Annotated in this window: 19 protein-coding genes; 2 read left to right on the forward strand and 17 right to left on the reverse strand. The window is 67.3% G+C overall.

Features of this window, described 5'->3' with window-relative positions:
* Window positions 1-30 precede the first annotated feature (30 nt).
* From sctR to ACSQ3D_RS16805, 17 genes are all read right to left on the reverse strand, one after another.
* Complete coding sequence (gene sctR / locus ACSQ3D_RS16725) at window positions 31-678, reverse strand: type III secretion system export apparatus subunit SctR (protein ID WP_056416733.1); 648 nt, start codon at window positions 676-678, stop codon at window positions 31-33.
* A gap of 7 nt (window positions 679-685) precedes the next feature.
* Window positions 686-1759, reverse strand: a complete 1074-nt coding sequence (gene sctQ, locus ACSQ3D_RS16730) for a type III secretion system cytoplasmic ring protein SctQ (protein WP_056416736.1) — start codon at window positions 1757-1759, stop codon at window positions 686-688.
* 79 nt (window positions 1760-1838) lie between these two features.
* Window positions 1839-2465: a hypothetical protein gene (locus ACSQ3D_RS16735; RefSeq protein WP_436127649.1), complete on the reverse strand. Its 627-nt coding sequence runs from the start codon at window positions 2463-2465 to the stop codon at window positions 1839-1841.
* A 139-nt stretch (window positions 2466-2604) separates the two neighbouring features.
* Window positions 2605-3111, reverse strand: a complete 507-nt coding sequence (gene sctO / locus ACSQ3D_RS16740) for a type III secretion system stalk subunit SctO (protein WP_056416741.1) — start codon at window positions 3109-3111, stop codon at window positions 2605-2607.
* The gene (gene sctN / locus ACSQ3D_RS16745; protein WP_156370654.1) at window positions 3108-4448 is read right to left on the reverse strand and encodes a type III secretion system ATPase SctN; all 1341 of its coding nucleotides are present in this window, start codon (window positions 4446-4448) and stop codon (window positions 3108-3110) included. Before sctN ends, sctO begins: the two co-directional genes overlap by 4 nt.
* Before the next feature lie 44 nt (window positions 4449-4492).
* The gene (locus tag ACSQ3D_RS16750; RefSeq protein WP_082485934.1) at window positions 4493-5134 is read right to left on the reverse strand and encodes an HrpE/YscL family type III secretion apparatus protein; all 642 of its coding nucleotides are present in this window, start codon (window positions 5132-5134) and stop codon (window positions 4493-4495) included.
* Window positions 5104-5802 (reverse strand): hypothetical protein, encoded by a 699-nt coding sequence (locus ACSQ3D_RS16755; protein ID WP_396507222.1) that lies wholly within the window; start codon window positions 5800-5802, stop codon window positions 5104-5106. Before ACSQ3D_RS16755 ends, ACSQ3D_RS16750 begins: the two co-directional genes overlap by 31 nt.
* A gap of 44 nt (window positions 5803-5846) precedes the next feature.
* On the reverse strand, window positions 5847-6692 hold the full coding sequence (sctJ, locus tag ACSQ3D_RS16760) for a type III secretion system inner membrane ring lipoprotein SctJ (RefSeq protein WP_056416752.1): 846 nt from the start codon (window positions 6690-6692) through the stop codon (window positions 5847-5849).
* The gene (gene sctI / locus ACSQ3D_RS16765) at window positions 6689-7132 is read right to left on the reverse strand and encodes a type III secretion system inner rod subunit SctI (RefSeq protein ID WP_056416755.1); all 444 of its coding nucleotides are present in this window, start codon (window positions 7130-7132) and stop codon (window positions 6689-6691) included. Before sctI ends, sctJ begins: the two co-directional genes overlap by 4 nt.
* A 14-nt stretch (window positions 7133-7146) precedes the next feature.
* Window positions 7147-7539: a hypothetical protein gene (locus tag ACSQ3D_RS16770; protein WP_436127650.1), complete on the reverse strand. Its 393-nt coding sequence runs from the start codon at window positions 7537-7539 to the stop codon at window positions 7147-7149.
* Between the two features lie 37 nt (window positions 7540-7576).
* Entirely contained in the window at window positions 7577-8065 is a 489-nt protein-coding gene (locus tag ACSQ3D_RS16775) for a tetratricopeptide repeat protein (protein ID WP_396507224.1), read from the reverse strand.
* A 23-nt stretch (window positions 8066-8088) separates the two neighbouring features.
* A complete protein-coding gene (gene sctB / locus ACSQ3D_RS16780; protein ID WP_436127651.1) occupies window positions 8089-9018 on the reverse strand; it encodes a type III secretion system translocon subunit SctB in 930 nt (309 codons plus the stop codon).
* 25 nt (window positions 9019-9043) lie between these two features.
* Window positions 9044-10180 (reverse strand): type III secretion system translocon subunit SctE, encoded by a 1137-nt coding sequence (gene sctE, locus ACSQ3D_RS16785; RefSeq protein ID WP_056416765.1) that lies wholly within the window; start codon window positions 10178-10180, stop codon window positions 9044-9046.
* Window positions 10181-10193: 13 nt separating this feature from the next.
* Entirely contained in the window at window positions 10194-10694 is a 501-nt protein-coding gene (locus ACSQ3D_RS16790) for a SycD/LcrH family type III secretion system chaperone (protein ID WP_056416768.1), read from the reverse strand.
* A 43-nt stretch (window positions 10695-10737) separates the two neighbouring features.
* Window positions 10738-11418, reverse strand: a complete 681-nt coding sequence (locus tag ACSQ3D_RS16795) for a hypothetical protein (RefSeq protein WP_436127652.1) — start codon at window positions 11416-11418, stop codon at window positions 10738-10740.
* Between the two features lie 46 nt (window positions 11419-11464).
* Complete coding sequence (locus ACSQ3D_RS16800) at window positions 11465-12085, reverse strand: hypothetical protein (RefSeq protein WP_396507230.1); 621 nt, start codon at window positions 12083-12085, stop codon at window positions 11465-11467.
* A gap of 39 nt (window positions 12086-12124) precedes the next feature.
* Window positions 12125-12418 (reverse strand): hypothetical protein, encoded by a 294-nt coding sequence (locus ACSQ3D_RS16805; RefSeq protein ID WP_056416775.1) that lies wholly within the window; start codon window positions 12416-12418, stop codon window positions 12125-12127.
* A 190-nt stretch (window positions 12419-12608) separates the two neighbouring features.
* Here ACSQ3D_RS16805 and sctW point away from each other — a divergent pair, with 190 nt between their 5' ends.
* Window positions 12609-13712: a type III secretion system gatekeeper subunit SctW gene (gene sctW, locus ACSQ3D_RS16810; protein ID WP_396507232.1), complete on the forward strand. Its 1104-nt coding sequence runs from the start codon at window positions 12609-12611 to the stop codon at window positions 13710-13712.
* Between the two features lie 2 nt (window positions 13713-13714).
* Window positions 13715-14098 (forward strand): hypothetical protein, encoded by a 384-nt coding sequence (locus tag ACSQ3D_RS16815; RefSeq protein ID WP_436127653.1) that lies wholly within the window; start codon window positions 13715-13717, stop codon window positions 14096-14098.
* Window positions 14099-14110 lie beyond the last annotated feature (12 nt).

Here is a 14110-nt window from a genome sequence, read left to right on the forward strand (position 1 = left end):
GCTGCCGTCAGCGCCAACAGGGGAGTGTGTTCATGCATAGGTGAGCACCAGGCCCTGGATCAGCCGCGACCAGCCGTCCACCATCACGAACAGGAAGAGCTTGAGCGGCAGGGAGATGGTCACGGGCGAGACCATCATCATCCCCATCGCCAAAAGGATGTTGGAGACGATCAGGTCGATCACCACGAACGGCAGATAGAGCAAAAAACCTATCTGGAACGCCGCCGTGAGCTCCGACACCACGAAGGCCGGCATCAGCACGATGAAGTCGCGCTGCGTGATGCCTTCCGACAGCTTGGGGCCCCACATGCGCTGCGCAGTGCGCACAAAAAAGTCGCGCTGCTCGGCCCGGCTGTTCTTGAGCATGAATTCGCGCAGCGGCTCCGCCCCGTCGCGCACCGCGCCGACCAGGGTGGGCACGCTCTTGAGCGTGTCGGGGCGTTCGGTGAGCCGATCGAACATGTGCATGCCCACCGGCGCCATGACATAGGCCGACAGGATCAGCGCCATGCCGTACAGCGCCAGGTTGGGGGGCATCTGCTGCACCCCGATGGCATTGCGCAGCAGCGACATCACCACGGCGATCTTGAGGAAGCTCGTGCTCACCACCACCAGCGTGGGCATCAGCGCCATCAGGGCCAGCAGTACCGCCAGCGTGATCGGATCGAAATTGCTCATCGGGGACTCAGTGGCTGGCAGAGTGCAGGCTGCGCACGGACACGCCGATCTGGCCGTCGATGTCCACGAGGTCGCCTTCGCCCACCAGTGCACCGTTGGCACGGATGCGCACGGCACCTGCCAGCGGGTGGCCCAGGTCCAGCGTCTGGCCGGGCTGCAGGGCGCGCAGCTGCGCGAGCGTCAGGGTCACATCGCCCAGGTCGAAGGAAAGCCGCACCGGCACCGTGTCGAGTGCCGCGGTGTCGGTGGAAGGGGTGTCGGAGGTGGCGGGCATGGTTTCGGTCCAGGGGAGGATGACGGTAAGGCGGCTCGGCTGGGTGGCGTCGGCGGCATCGGCCGGCAGGGGCCACTGCACGTGCACGCCCTGGCGGCCGTCGGCGCTCAGCCACAGCGCACGGTCGGCCGTGGCGAAGAAAGCATCCAGCAGCACCACGTCGCCAAGCGCCAGCGTGGCGGCATCGCCGGCGGGCAGGCGGGTGAAGCCGACTTCCGCACGCAGGGTGACGGGCAGGCTGTCGTCCAGCGGGCCCGGCTGCGGCGGGCGCTTGCCGACCAGGCCTGCCACGAGCAGCAGCCCCAGCCCATCGAGGTGCAGCGAGCCGGCAATCGCCTGCACGCCGTCGTCAGCGGCCAGATAGACATCGCACGCATGGGGCGGCAGGTTCTGCACGTCGCCCGGCTGCGCCGGGCCCCAGGCCAGCAGCTCTGGCGTGCCACGGCCCAGGGCCTGCAGGCTCTGGAGCAGCTCGCCCGCGCTGGCTTCCAGCACGGCATCGGCCAGGGTGGACGGGATGGCGGGCAGCGCGGCACCTTCCAGCACGCTGGCCAGGGCCTGTTCGATGGCTGCGGCGGGCAGCCGCAAGGCCATGGCGGCACCGGCCCATTCCAGGCGGAGAACGTAGCCGGGCTCGGGCCAGGGCGCGGCCGAGCCGGCCACCGGGTGAAGGCGGGCCTGCCAGGCGGACGCGCCCAGGCGCAGCGGCAGCCCCGCGGCGCGCTGGGCAATGGTGGTGCGGGCCTGGGCCTCGTTGCGCGACAGGCGCAGGGGCTGCAAGGCGGCGGTGGCGTGGGGGGAGGACATGGGTGCTCGGTAAAAAGGCGAGTCGATGGGTGGTTCGGTCAGCGGTGCAAGCGGTGGGATACAGGCAGCAGGTGGGGTGTCACCCGCCGGCGTGCGCCTCCACCAGGCAAAGGTCTTCCGGGTCGTCGGTCTGCACCCGCACGGATACGCCCTGGGCCAGGCGCTCGGCCAGTCCGTCCGCCAGCCACTGCGCATTGCGCACCAGGCGTTCGCGCGACGACTCCTGCATGCAGGTGAACTGCGCCACGACGCGGCCACCGTCTTCGAAGATGTCGACCACCACGCCCGGCAGGCTGTCGTCCGCCAACTGGATCTGCACCGAGCGCCGGCCGGTGCTGCCGTCGCCCACCAGCAGCCGCTGGGCCATCTGCGACAAGGTCTCGCCAATGCCCCGGGGCGCATCGCCGGGGGCTGCCGCTGCGGTGCCCGCGGGCTGGACGGCCTGCTGCGGCACCTGGCCTGGCAGTGCCGCGGCACCGGCGCCAAAGAGGTCGAAGGGGCGCGGGGCGCTGGGCGGCTGCGCCGCGCCAGCGGGGGGCGCCGCACGCTGCTGTTCCAGCAGGCTGCGCAGTGCCTTCGCATCGTCGGACAGCGTGTCGGTGTCGCGGGGCTCGCCGCCGGTCTGCGCGCCAGTGCCGGTGCGGGCTTCGAACGCCGTCGACGCCGGCATGCCCAGGTCCAGGTGAATCGGTCGTTCGGTGTTCATGCCAGCACCTTTGCAGCCATGGGTGTTGGCATAAAAAATGGCCCCTGCCGCTCGATGGACGTGTTTCTTAAGCTATCAGATATGTAGCATTCGGTGTGTGGGCGGCTTTTGCCGCCGCGGGGTGCGCCTTGCAGGGGGGTCATGCCACGGCCTCCGGGTCGTACGCTTCCCAATCTTCGCGGTCGCGTTTCACGCTGGCAGCTTCTTCCATCTCCAGGTCTTCCTTGCGCTCGGTCTCCCGCATCTGCTCTTCGGCGTAGTTGCGCGCCAGGTCGACGAACTTGGATTTCTGCCGGCTGGCCTCCTGGTGGGCAGCGCGCGCCGTCTCCAGCTTCTCGTTGGCCTGCTCCTGCACCTTGGTGGCCGCCACGACTGCATCCTGCTGCTGCGCTTCGCGCTGGCGCAGGCCGACCACGGCCAACTGCACGTCTTCGATCTCGCGCAGCCGCACGATGCGTTCGCACAGGTCGCGGTAGAGCTGCATTTCGTGCGCCAGCCCTTCGCGCAGCAGGCGCTCCAGCAGCGCCTGGGCCGCCTCGCGGGCCTCGCGGGCCTCGCGCAGCGCATCACGCTGCACGCGCACCGCCGTCTCGGCCTTGTTCTCGCGAAAGGCCTTGATGGCGAGCAGGTCGCGGAAGATGCTCATCGGCGTACACCCGAGCCCACCAGGGCAGACAGTTGTTCCAGCGTCTGCTGCATGGTGGCGTGCTCGTCCGTGCGCTGCCGCAAGAACGTGCGGATGGCTTCGATCTTGTCGATGGCCTCGTCCGTCGTCGGGTCGCCGCCGCGCTTGTACTCGCCGATCTTCACCAGCAGCTCGACCTCTTCGTACTTGGCCATCAGCTCGCGCAGCCTGCCGGCCAGCTTCTTGTGCTCGGGCGTGATCACGGCGTTCATCACGCGCGATGCCGACGCCAGCACGTCCACCGCGGGGTAGTGGTTGGCGGCGCCCAGCTTGCGCGACAGCACGATGTGCCCGTCCAGGATGGACCGGGTTTCGTCGGCGATCGGCTCGGTCATGTCGTCGCCTTCCACCAGCACGGTGTACAGCGCGGTGATCGATCCCTTGTCGTTCATGCCCACGCGCTCCATGAGCTTGGGCAGGGTGGCGAACACGCTGGGCGGGTAGCCGCGCCGTGTGGGCGGCTCGCCCGCTGCCAGCCCGATCTCGCGCTGCGCCCGGGCAAAACGCGTGACCGAGTCCATGAGGAACAGCACCTTCTTGCCCTGGTCGCGGAAGTACTCGGCGATGGCGGTGGCCACGTACGCGGCCTTGGCGCGCTCCATGGACGACTTGTCGCTGGTGGCGCAGACGATCACGCTCTTGCGCCGGCCTTCCTCGCCCAGTTCGTGCTCCAGGAACTCGCGCACTTCCCGGCCCCGCTCGCCGATCAGCGCCACCACGGTCACATCCACTGCGGCGCCTTTGACCAGCATGCCCATCAAGGTGGACTTGCCGCCGCCCGCCGCCGCGAAGATGCCCATGCGCTGGCCCTCGCCGCAGGTCAGCACCGAGTCGAGCACCCGCACGCCCAGCTCCATCGGCTCGCTGATGATGCGGCGCTTGAGCGGATCGGGCGCATCCGCGAAGACGGGGTAGAACTTGGTGGCCTCCAGCGGGCCGCGCTCGGCCTCGTCCAGGGGCCGGCCCAGGCCGTCCAGCACGCGGCCCAGCAGGCCGAAGCCCACGGGCACCATGTGCGCGCGGCCGGTGGGGATGACCTCGGTCGCGGCAGAGATGCCGTACATGTCGCCGATGGGCGTGAGCAGCGCGGCGTCGCGTGCAAAGCCCACCACCTCGGCCTTCATCTCGAAATCCTCGCCGGGGTTGCGCAGCACGCACACCTCGCCGACCTTCACCGTGGGCACCACGGCCTTGATGATGGTGCCGATCACCTGCGTGACGCGGCCCTTGATCTGCAGCACCGGCGTGTCGTCCAGCGCCAGCTGCATCATCTCGGCGATGTAGTCGAACTGGCGCACCGAGCGCGTGGCGCCCTGCGGGTGGCCGGGGGTGCCGGGGGGTGTCATATGCGGCTGCCCAGCACTTTCTGGAACGCGCCCTGCAGCGCGGCGATCTGCCCGTCGATGCTTGCCTCCACCAGACCGATCTCGCTTTCCAGGATGCACGCTTCCTTGCCCAGGCGGCCGTCGCCCACAATGTCCAGGTAGCCGACGCCGGGGTACGCGGCCAGCAGGTCGTTCACCCGCGCGCGCACCGTGTCGACCTGCTGCGGGTGCAGGCGCAGCGTCATCTGCTTTTGGTTGCGCACCACCGACAGTGCGTTCTTCACCACGATGATCACGCGGTCGGCGTCGTCGTAGCCGTCGATGATCTTGCGCACCGCAGACATCACCAGGGCGACCATGTCGGTCTCGACTTTGGAGAAGTAGTCCACCGTGCGGCTCACGTTCTCGATCATCTTCTCGGCCTGCTCCAGCTGGGCCTCGGCCACGCCTTCCTCATAGCCCCGCTGGCGCTCTTCTTCGAAGGCGGCCTGCGCCTGCGCCACGATGGCATCGGCCTGCGCGCGCGCCGCGGCAATCAGGCCTTGCGCGTCGGTCCAGGCGGCCACGTCGGCGGCGCGCACCACGCGGCTGCCCGGTGCGATGCGCGCCTGCAGCGTGCGCTGGGGGGTCAGCGGGTCGCGGGGAAGTTGGAAAGCCATGCAGGGTCCAGTCGGGCCAGTAGTTGAAGGCAAAGTTGTCGCGCGCCCTGAGGGTCCAGGGCGCTGGCGGTGCGCACCGCGGTGTCTTCCACTGCCGTGGGGGGCAGCTTCCAGTCGGCGCGCAGTTTGAGGGGCGCGGGGGCATCCTGCCAGGACTGGGCGATGACGCCAGCGCCCAGCAGGTCTGCCGCCTCGCCCAGGTCGGACTGGGTCCATCGGCCGGGGTCTGCCAGGCCGGGATGGACATCCGCAGCGCCGTGGCGGGCCCATTCCAGGGCCGGCGCGCCCAGGGATTCACGGGCCGACAGCACCGCGTCGCGGGCGATGGTGCGGCGCAGGTAGCCGCCCAGCAGCGCCACCCCTGCATCGCGTGCCACGCGGCCCAGCAAAGCCGGTGCGGCCAGCGCCACCGGCAACGCCGCGTGGGACAGGTCCAGCACGGGCTGCGCGTGGTCGCCCAGCTGGGCCAGCAGCTGCGCGGACCAGCGCCGGTGCAGTGCGCGCTGCACGGCGGGGGGCGCGGCCAGGGCTGCAGGCCCCTGCGGCGGCATGCCGGCATGCGCCAAGGCCTGCGCGCGGCCGGCGTGCAGGCTGCGGCTGGGCAGCAGGTTGAACTCCTGCAGCGGTGCCTGCAGAAGACGGGGGGAGAAAGCGGCCTGTGCGGGCATGCGAGAGGGGCGGGCTGAACGTGAAGGCGGGTGGGGTGGTGCGGTCAGGCGGCCCGTGCCAGGCCATCACCGCGTGCGGCAGCCTTGCGGGCTGGCAGCACATAGCGCCACAGCAGAAAGCCCAACGCCGCCAGGGACAGCACCGCCACCGCCAGCAGGCCCCACAGCACGCTGCCCAGCGTGCCGGCGCTGCTGCTGGGCACCGCGATGCCCCAGACCGTGCTGCCTGCGCCGGCGCCAGTCTCTGCGCGGACGCCGTTGGTGCGGGGCTGCGCGGCCACGAAGATCACAGAGACCCGGTCGGCCGTGAGGCCTGGAATGCTGTTGGTCACCAGCCTGCGGATCTGCGGCTGGATCACATCCAGGTTGTAGCCCTCCTGGTGCTTGATGAACACGGCCGACGTCGACAGCACGCCGGTTTCGCCCGCGGGGCCGCGCTCGGGCAGCACCACGTGCACGCGGGCGGCCAGTACGCCGTCGATCTTGGACAGGGTGTTGGACAGCTCCTGCGACAGCGCGTAGATGTAGCGCGCACGCTCTTCCAGCGGCGAGGAGATCAGGCCTTCCTTCTTGAACACCTGCCCCATGCCGGCGAAGCGTTCGCGCGGCAGGCCGTTCTCGCGCAAGATCTCGAGTGCGCGGCCCACCTGGCTGGCATCGACGCGCACGCCGACCATGCCTTCCTTGCCGGCGATCTTCTCGGCGGGAATGTCGGCTTTCAGCAGCGCCGAGAGCACGTCGTTGGCTTCGTCTTCGGGGATGGACCCCATCAGGTCGACGCGCGCTCCGCAGGCCGCCACCAGCGCCAGCAGGGCGCAGGCCAGGGACACACGCAGCCAGCGCGCCAGCGATGAGGAGCCCGTCGAGCCCGTTGAAAAATGCAGCTTCATTGGATGCGTACCAACTGATCGAAATTCTGGGTGGAACGGCTCACGGCCTTGCCGACGAGGTCGTACTGCACGGACACCTGCACCAGCTGCAGCTGCAGCTTGAGCAGGTCCTGCATGCCCATGGACTGCGAGTTCGCGTCCAGCGACGCGGACACCGACTTCCAGGCCGACTGGAAGTCGCTCGACACCCCCTGCATGCCCGCCAGGATGCGGTCGCCCACCGACGACGGTCCCTTGACTGCTGCGGCCGTGCTGCCGGCGGCGGGTTGCGCCGCCATGGATGCGGCCACGCTGTCCATGGCGGTGGGGGCTGCCGGCGGAGCCTGCATCAGTGCAGCGAAGCGCGCGGTGGCCGACGCATCGGGCACCGCGGTGGCGACCGCAGGCGATGAGAGGGCCGGCAAAGTGGTGGCAACCAGTGGGCTTGCAACGATGTCCATGGTGGTTCCTAGGGTCAGGATGGGGATGTGGAAAGACCGGGCTGCTGCGTGCCGCCGGGGATGCCGGCGGGTTGGCCCAGCAGGCGCTGTGCCAGCCGCACACCCTCGGTGGTGTCTGCCGTGCTGCCATTGTCACCGCGCGCTGCCACGGGGCGCAAGACGCGCATGGCTTCTCCGGCCCGGCCGTCGAGCTGCAAGGCCAGGCCAAGAAAGGCCTGCACCAGGTCGGTGTCTTCGCCGGCCGAGGTGCGGGCATCCGACAGCCGCGTGGCTGCATCGCCAGCACGGCCCGCATTGAGCAACGCCGTGGCCATGCCGATGTGTCCGAAGGCGCGGTCGGGCCGCACGCGCAAAAGCGCGCCGAAGATTCGTTCGGCGCGCTGTACGTCCGCGCGGGCGGAGGCCATGAACCCGACCTCGGTCAGCAGGCGGATGTCCGGGGCGTCAAGCAGACACGGCCCCCTTGGCGGACGACAGCAGGCCCAGCAGGGCTTCGGCACGGTCGCCGACCTTGCCGGTGATCGCGTTTTCCTTGCAGTACTGCAGCAGCGTGGTCACCGTGTCCTGGGCTTCCTCGAACTCGCGCTTGAGCAGCAGGCACTCGACGATGGCCATGTTGTGGTCCAGGTTGTCCGGATCGATGGTGGCCAGGAACGAGTACACGTTCAGCGCCTCGTCGTAGCGCTCCATCATGCGGTAGGTCAGCGCCAGGCCCTGCAGGTAGGCCGTGTCGGTCGGCTTGTACAGCGTGAGCAGCGAGAAGTAGCGGTAGGCGGTCTCGTAGCGGTTTTGCCCGACCAGTTGATAGGCCAGTGCGTAGATGGCGTCGGCGTCGGCCGTGGACAGGCGCGTGTTGGACGGCAGGGACTCGAGTGCGGCCTTGAGGTCCAGGATGGACTGGACGGCGGCGGAGGGAGAAGCGGTGTTCGACATGGCGGCTGGGTTCCTCTCGGTGATCAGATGTTGCGCGCGATGCCGCGGTTGGTTTCGATGGACGCCTGCTGGATGGAGGACAGCTTTTCGCGCACGTCGCGGATCACGTCCATCATCTGCTGCATCATGTCGTTGGCATGCTGCACGCCGGTCTCGGCGACCTTGGCCTGGGTTTCCAGGTTCATCTTGTCGGCGTCGAGCAGATCGGCCTTGTGGGTGAAAGTGGCGCCGATGATGCCGCCCAGACCGCCAGAGATGCTGCCCGAGGCTTGGGCGTACCCTTGGTACTTAGTCCCTACCGCTCCGAGTTCTTTGCCTGCAGCAATCTGGTTGTTGGATGCTGTGGTGAACTGGGCCTTGCTGACCGGATCGGCCGCGAACTTGCCCTGGGCGTCCATCTTGCTGATCTGCGCCATGTTATTGCCGCCAGCTGCTTCCATCTGGGCGCCCTTGATGGTTTGCTTGGCCGACATTCCGGACAGGCCCATCTGCATCACGCCGCCCGCAATCTGCATGGAGCCTTGCACGATGGCTGCCGTGAGGCGCTCAGCCGCTGCGTCCTTCATCTTTTCGGCCGCGTTTTGCAGCGACGACACTTGCGCCTGCATGTCGGTCGTGCGCTGCGTGCGGGCCGTGTCGCGCATTTGCTGCGCGAGCTTCTGGAACAGCGCCATGAACGCAAAGATGTCCGCCGTGACCTGGGTGTCCGAGAAGCCGCCCAGATTGTTCAGCGCCGCTTCCTGGGCCTTCGGGTCGCTGGACGATGCAGGCGTCTTGAGTGCATCCGCCGCGCTCTTGGCGCCGCCTGCGGGGCCGCCTTTCGCGCCCAGCAGCGCCTCGATGTCGATTTCAGAATAGCCCTTGGCCCCGGCGGTCTTGCCTGCGGCCTGGGTGGGGCCGGTGTCGCCCAGCGGGGCGAGGGTGGGGGCTCTTTGGATGCCGTCGATGCTCATGAAATTCTCCTTGGCGCCTTGTGCGTCAAATGGTTTGTGCCTTGCCGGACAGGTTCGATGCAATCTGGGCGCGGCTCTCGCCAGCGGAATTGATCATCTTGCTGACGATGTTCATGCCTTCCATCATCTGGTCGAGCACCTTCTTGATTTCGTCCCGGTCCTCGTCCATCTGCTTTTGCAGCTTGGCGATGATGGCGTCGATCTTCTTCTTGTCGGCCTGGATGAGGGTCGCGTCGCGCTGGTCGTGCGCCACCGCGATGTCCACGCCGCCCTTGGCGGCCGTGGTCGCACCGGCGACGACGCCTGCCACCGCCTGGCCGACGCGGGCCGCCGTGAGGATCATCTTTTGCACGTCGCTCACTGCCGATGCGCCGCCGGTGAGGGCGATGGACGCAGCCATGATGGCGATGGTGGCCACCACCGCGAACGTGGCGGACACGATGGCGGCCTGCTCGTCGCTGGCGCCGAAGGCCTTGGCCAGTTCACCCATGCCCTTGCCGATGATCGAGCCCGGGTCCATCCACTGGGTGACGTGATCGAACCCCTTGCCCCCGTTGGCCTTGTCGACCTCGCTGGCAATGTCGACCGCAGACGAGGCCAGGGCGAGCACCGCCAAGGCCAGCAATGGGGCTGCCGCACCGCCGGTCGCCACGGTGGCGACAGCGGCTGCCACCACCGCGAATGCGGCGGCGATGGCACCGGCGATCTTCTTGAACCAGTTCAGCACGCCGCCGGCCTTTTCCTTGGCGGACGCCTCTTCGCACTTCTTGATCCAGTCGTTGATCTTGTCGGTGGCGCGCTGGTTCTGGTCTTCCAGCTTTTTCTTGTTGGTGTTGATGCCTTCCTTGGCCGTGGACAACTGGGCTTCCTGGGTCTTGCCCTGCAGGACCAGGAGCGTGGCCGCCATGTCCTCGGCCGAGAAGTTGACCGTGACGCCGTCCAGTTGGGGCGCGCCGTTGCCGTTGACGATGGAGTTGCCGCCCGTGCTGCCCTGTGGATTCAAGGTCTTGATCGTGCCGGCAAGGTCCGCGATTTCCTTGAGGGACTGGGTGGGGTCGAGCCGCGCCTGCTGCATGCGGCTGGCCACCTCGGCACTCAGGTCGCTGGGTTGAAAGGGGGTGAAAGCGGCGGGGCCGCCTGCCACGCGGGTGATGTCGTTCATGGGATCTCCCTGTTCAGTGCGTGGACGTGGACGATTTGGCGCTGTTCATCAGCTCGAGCATGGCCTGTGCGCGCGACTTGAGTTCTGCGCGCTCCGGCGTTTCGCTCTGGCGCAGCACGAACTGCAGCGCTTCCTTGGCTTCGGCCGTGTAGCCCAGCGCGATCATGCATTCGGCGGTGTGGTAGGTGGGCAGCGGGTCGCCCATGTCCATCAGCGAGGCCATCGAGTAGTACTTGATGGCTTCCTTGTAGCTCTTGAGCATCTGCAGGCTGGCGGCAAACGCGTTCATGAACCGCTTTTCCATGTGGTTGTGCGTGACCAGGAAACCGAAGGTGCGCATGGCATCCTGGTAGCGGGTCTGGCTGTACAGGCTGTGGCCCAGTGCGTAGAGCACTTCGTAGTCGGTGTCGTCGTAGTCGTAGACGGAACCCAGGGTTCCGCCGTTCGTCAGCAATTCCGCAATCTGTTCTGGCAGATTGTCGGGAATCGAAGCGGGTGCGTTTTTGGTATTCATGGGTGACTCTCGGGGGTTGGCTGTGGCGCGCGTTCGCGTGCGCTCAGCGCATGTTGCCGATGATGGAGCTGCGGCTGTCCTGCATCTTCTTGATGAAGTTGGTCATCACGTCGAAGGCTTCGTTGCGCTTGTTGGACAGGCTCTGCAGGCGCAGCATGTCCATCTGCTGCGAGTTGCTCATGCTGTCGATCTGCGACTTGACCTGCTGGATGAAGCCGTCGAGCTCGCCCTTGGTGGGTTGCGGCGTGGTTTCCGTGATGGACGCGATGCCCTTCTTGCCGCTGTAGTCGCTGGAGCGGAACGCCCAGTTCTTGGATTTGTAGTCGTCCGCTTCGCGTTTGCCGGCTTCGTCCACCTTGTGCGTGGTGCCGTCGCGCAGTTTCACTTCCCAGGATTTTTCGGCGCCAATGCTCTCGGGCAGCGTCACGCCAGCGCTGGCGGCAGCCGACTTGAGGTCGGGTGCGGATCCGGCGATGTTGACCTTGTCGCCGGCCTTGGCGTCGGCCGGCACACTGGCTGCGGCCTTGTTGAGCGAGCCCAGCAGCTGGTTGAGCGTGGAGATCTGGTCGTTCTTGGCCTGGACTGAAGAGATCTGGTCCTTGAGCTGCGCTTCCAGGAGATTCGCGCGGTTGGATTGAACGGCCATCATGGCGGTTTCCAGGTCCATGCCCTGGACGTTGATGGAGGTCACGCCCCCCACATTGACATTGCCGACAGTTGACATGATGGCGTCCTTCCGATGCTGTTGTCGTTGTTGCGGGTCGCTGATCTCAGCGCATGTTGCCGATGATGGAGCTGCGGCTGTCCTGCATCTTCTTGATGAAGTTGGTCATCACGTCGAAGGCTTCGTTGCGCTTGTTGGACAGGCTCTGCAGGCGCAGCATGTCCATCTGCTGCGAGTTGCTCATGCTGTCGATCTGCGACTTGATCTGCTGGATCGCGCCATCGAGCTTGCCCTTGGTCACGTCGCCGCGCAGGCCGCCTTCCAGGCGCGCTGCACTGCCATCGGCCTTGAGCGTGTTGGTCAGCCCGCCGCCGCCGTCCTTGTTGTCCGACAGGCCGGGGTTGGTGATGCCGGCCGAGATGTAGGCGCTGTTGACTTCCTTCTCGACGTTGTAGGCGCCGCCGTTGGCGAACTGGCTGTTCCCATCGATGCGGGTGTCGGCCTTGGCGTCCGAGCCGAACATGGCAGCGGCCTTGTTCAGCGAACCCAGCAGCTGGTTCATCTTGGAGATCTGATCGTTCTTGGCTTGCACCGAGGAGATCTGGTCCTTGAGTTGCGTTTCCAGCAGATTGGCGCGGTTGGACTGGACGGCCATCATGGCGGTTTCAAGGTCCATGCCCTGGACGTTGATGCCCTGTGCGCCGCCGATACCAGAGATACTAGACATAGTTTTCTCCTATTGAAATGTTTGGTTGATTGGAGATTTTTAGATCATCGAACGCGGGCGGCGCGCCGCACCGGCGCCGGGCGCTGCGAACGAAGCGCGGGCCTGTTCTTCCTTCACGTCCTGCTCCACCGCAGCCATGTCTTCCTGGAAGGCCTTCTGCGCGGCTTCGATGCCCTTGAGGTCGAGCTGGGCGTCCAGGACACTGCGCACCTTCTCGGGGTCCAGGCCCTGGCTGCGGTAGAACTCGTCGGCGGCTGCCAGCTGGCCTTGCACTTCATCGATCAGCGCCTGGGCGCGGGCTACGATGTCCTGGGGGTTGTCTTGTCCTGCCATTTCGAAACTCCTGTTGATATTGGGCGGTGGTGGTGCGAAATGTGCCGCACGACACCGGGTAAGTAACCACCCCGAAGGTCCGGTTCCACGGTCACGCAGAAATTTTCGGCAGGCCTTGCAGGGAACCCGATGGCGCCAGCCGTTACCCACCCAGGGGTGCCCTGCGCGCGAGCCCATAAGAGAAATCCCTATGTCCAGAATCGAATCGTTCAACACCCCGTCTTTCGACAACATGTCTTTGCGCGGCGGGCTGCAGGGCGGGGGCCAGGCTTTGGCCGGGCAATACGCCGGCCAGCAGGTCAAGGTGGATGACGGGCTGTCCGTGCTGGCCGACGCGGCGGAAGAAATTAGCCTGCACCATTCGGAAAAGGCCGAGACCAAGCACGCCTCCGAACGCAAGAAGGAGGCCACCCGGCCGATGGAGCTGATGAGCCCCGAGGCCATCACGGCCTACATGGAGGCGGCCCAGGCCTTCGAGGACCCCGAGCAACTGGTGCAACTGGCCAAGCGGATGCTGTCCGGCCAGGGCGACCCCGCAGCCCAGGCCAAGCAGGCTTTCCAGGGGCCTACCGAGCAGTTCATGGCGCTGCAGTACGCGCTGCACCAGGGCGAGCGCGACGGCGCGCCGGCCGAGGTGCTGGACGCCCTGCGCGAGGCCCTGGACGACCTGGAGATGGAGCACGGGCCGCGCATGCGGGCCGATGTCAACACCATCGGCACGGCGCAAGAGGGCGCGCGGGGGCATGCCGATGTGGCGCAGTTCCAGTCCACCTACCGCGACGTGGTGCTGGGCAACCCGTCGCTGGCGGGCACGCTCAAGCTGGCGCTCGAGCGCTTTGGCGACAGCGACTTCGCCGCCGGGCTGGCGCGCCTGACCCAGGCGCTGGGCCAGGACCTGGCAGCCGCCCGGCCCTCGGCCGACCCCACGCGGCTGCAAAACCTGGTGCAGGACCTGTACCACCTGGGCGTGGCCTCGACGGTGCTCGATGCCAGCCGCGAGCTGCACGCCAAGATCAGCGAACAACACGGCCCGCTCACCGGCACGCCGGTCGCCCTGATGCAGGACCTGGTGGGCATCAGCGCCGAAAAATGGGTCTCCGGCGCGCGGTTCACCGCCCTGGCCGAGAAGTTCGGCGCCACGGGCGTGGAGGCGCAGATCCATTTCCTCACGGGCGTGAAGCTGCTGGTGCGCGACATGCCGGTCAAGGTGTTCGTGGATGCGGACCAGCGGCAGACGATTTTTCAGGCGGTGCAGGATGCACTGGACGCCGCCATCGACAAGGAGGACTACTGACCATGGCGCATTTGCAACAGGCGCTGGCCGATTTCGGCCGCGATATCGGCCTGCCCACGCTGGAGGGCGGCCCGGACGGGGGCGTGCAGCTGCGTCTGGAGTCGGGCGCGCTGCTGGGGGTTGCCCAGCAGGGCGAGGAGGTGGTGGTGCACTGGGCCGAACCGGTGCGCTACGACATTGCTGCGCTGCTCCTGCGTGCCATGAAGCTGGCGGGCGACGCCCGCGATGCCGCCCAGCCCGTGCAGGTGGGGCTGCGCAGCCAGCCCACGGGCGACTGGCTGGTGCTGGCCACCCGGTTCGCGGCCGAAGGCGTGAGCGCCCGCCGCATTCGGGAGGCCTCGGAGTTCCTGCGGCAGTGGCAGGCCGACCTGGGCGGCAGCCGCTGACCGCGAGCCCCC

Origin of the sequence: Acidovorax sp. LjRoot117 (genome assembly GCF_964252695.1) — a bacterium.
Lineage (GTDB): Bacteria > Pseudomonadota > Gammaproteobacteria > Burkholderiales > Burkholderiaceae_C > Acidovorax.